Source organism: Exiguobacterium sp. RIT594, from assembly GCF_003339585.1.
GTDB lineage: Bacteria > Bacillota > Bacilli > Exiguobacteriales > Exiguobacteriaceae > Exiguobacterium_A.
In genome coordinates, this window is sequence record NZ_QPKF01000018.1 from 1 (window position 1) to 623 (window position 623).

The following is a 623-nucleotide window of genomic DNA, read 5'->3' on the forward strand; positions in this document are numbered from 1 at the left end:
CCTTCACGGAACGTGTTGTACGATCCTTCGTAGTCACCGGCTGCATATTGTTGGAATGTTTTATAGACGTCTGCTTCATGGGCACGGAGGACTTCTTCCGCTGCTGCCTTCGGCAGTTTACCTTCAGTTGCTGTATCGAGGAAGCTCGAGAGGTCCTGGACGAACTCTTCTGTTTCCGCTTTTGACGCGTTGATGCCGTCCTGGTCATCCGCTTTTACCGCTTTGACGAGATCCGTTGTGTATTTGTTGTGGTCAACGAAGATTTTTTCGAATTGTTTTGCGCCTTCGTCGCCGTAGACCGAAGCGATCGCCGGTGTCATGTCGAGTGCGTTCTGTTTCAGTGCTGCTTCGTAATACTGTGCATCTTTTGATCCGTCATATTGTTTTTTCATGTCCATGACGGCAAGCACGAAGTGCTCAGAGAGTAACTGATCGAGTGTTGCACGGAGGTCAGCGGCTTTTGTTTTGACCGTGACGTTCTTCGCGCTCTCCTCATGTTTCATGTCGTCTCCGCCACCGGAAGCGAATGCTGCCGTTCCTGGTAATACGAGTGCTGCTGCCATTGCTGTTGCTGCGAATTTTTTCGTGTTTTTCATCTTGTCTCATCCTCTCAAATTTGGGTG

1 pseudogene is annotated in these 623 nt (G+C 49.8%); it reads right to left on the bottom strand.

Annotated elements, in window-relative coordinates:
* Window positions 1–596: pseudogene (locus DVG79_RS15990) on the bottom strand (copper amine oxidase); the annotation flags it as partial.
* Window positions 597–623: the final 27 nt, after the last annotated feature.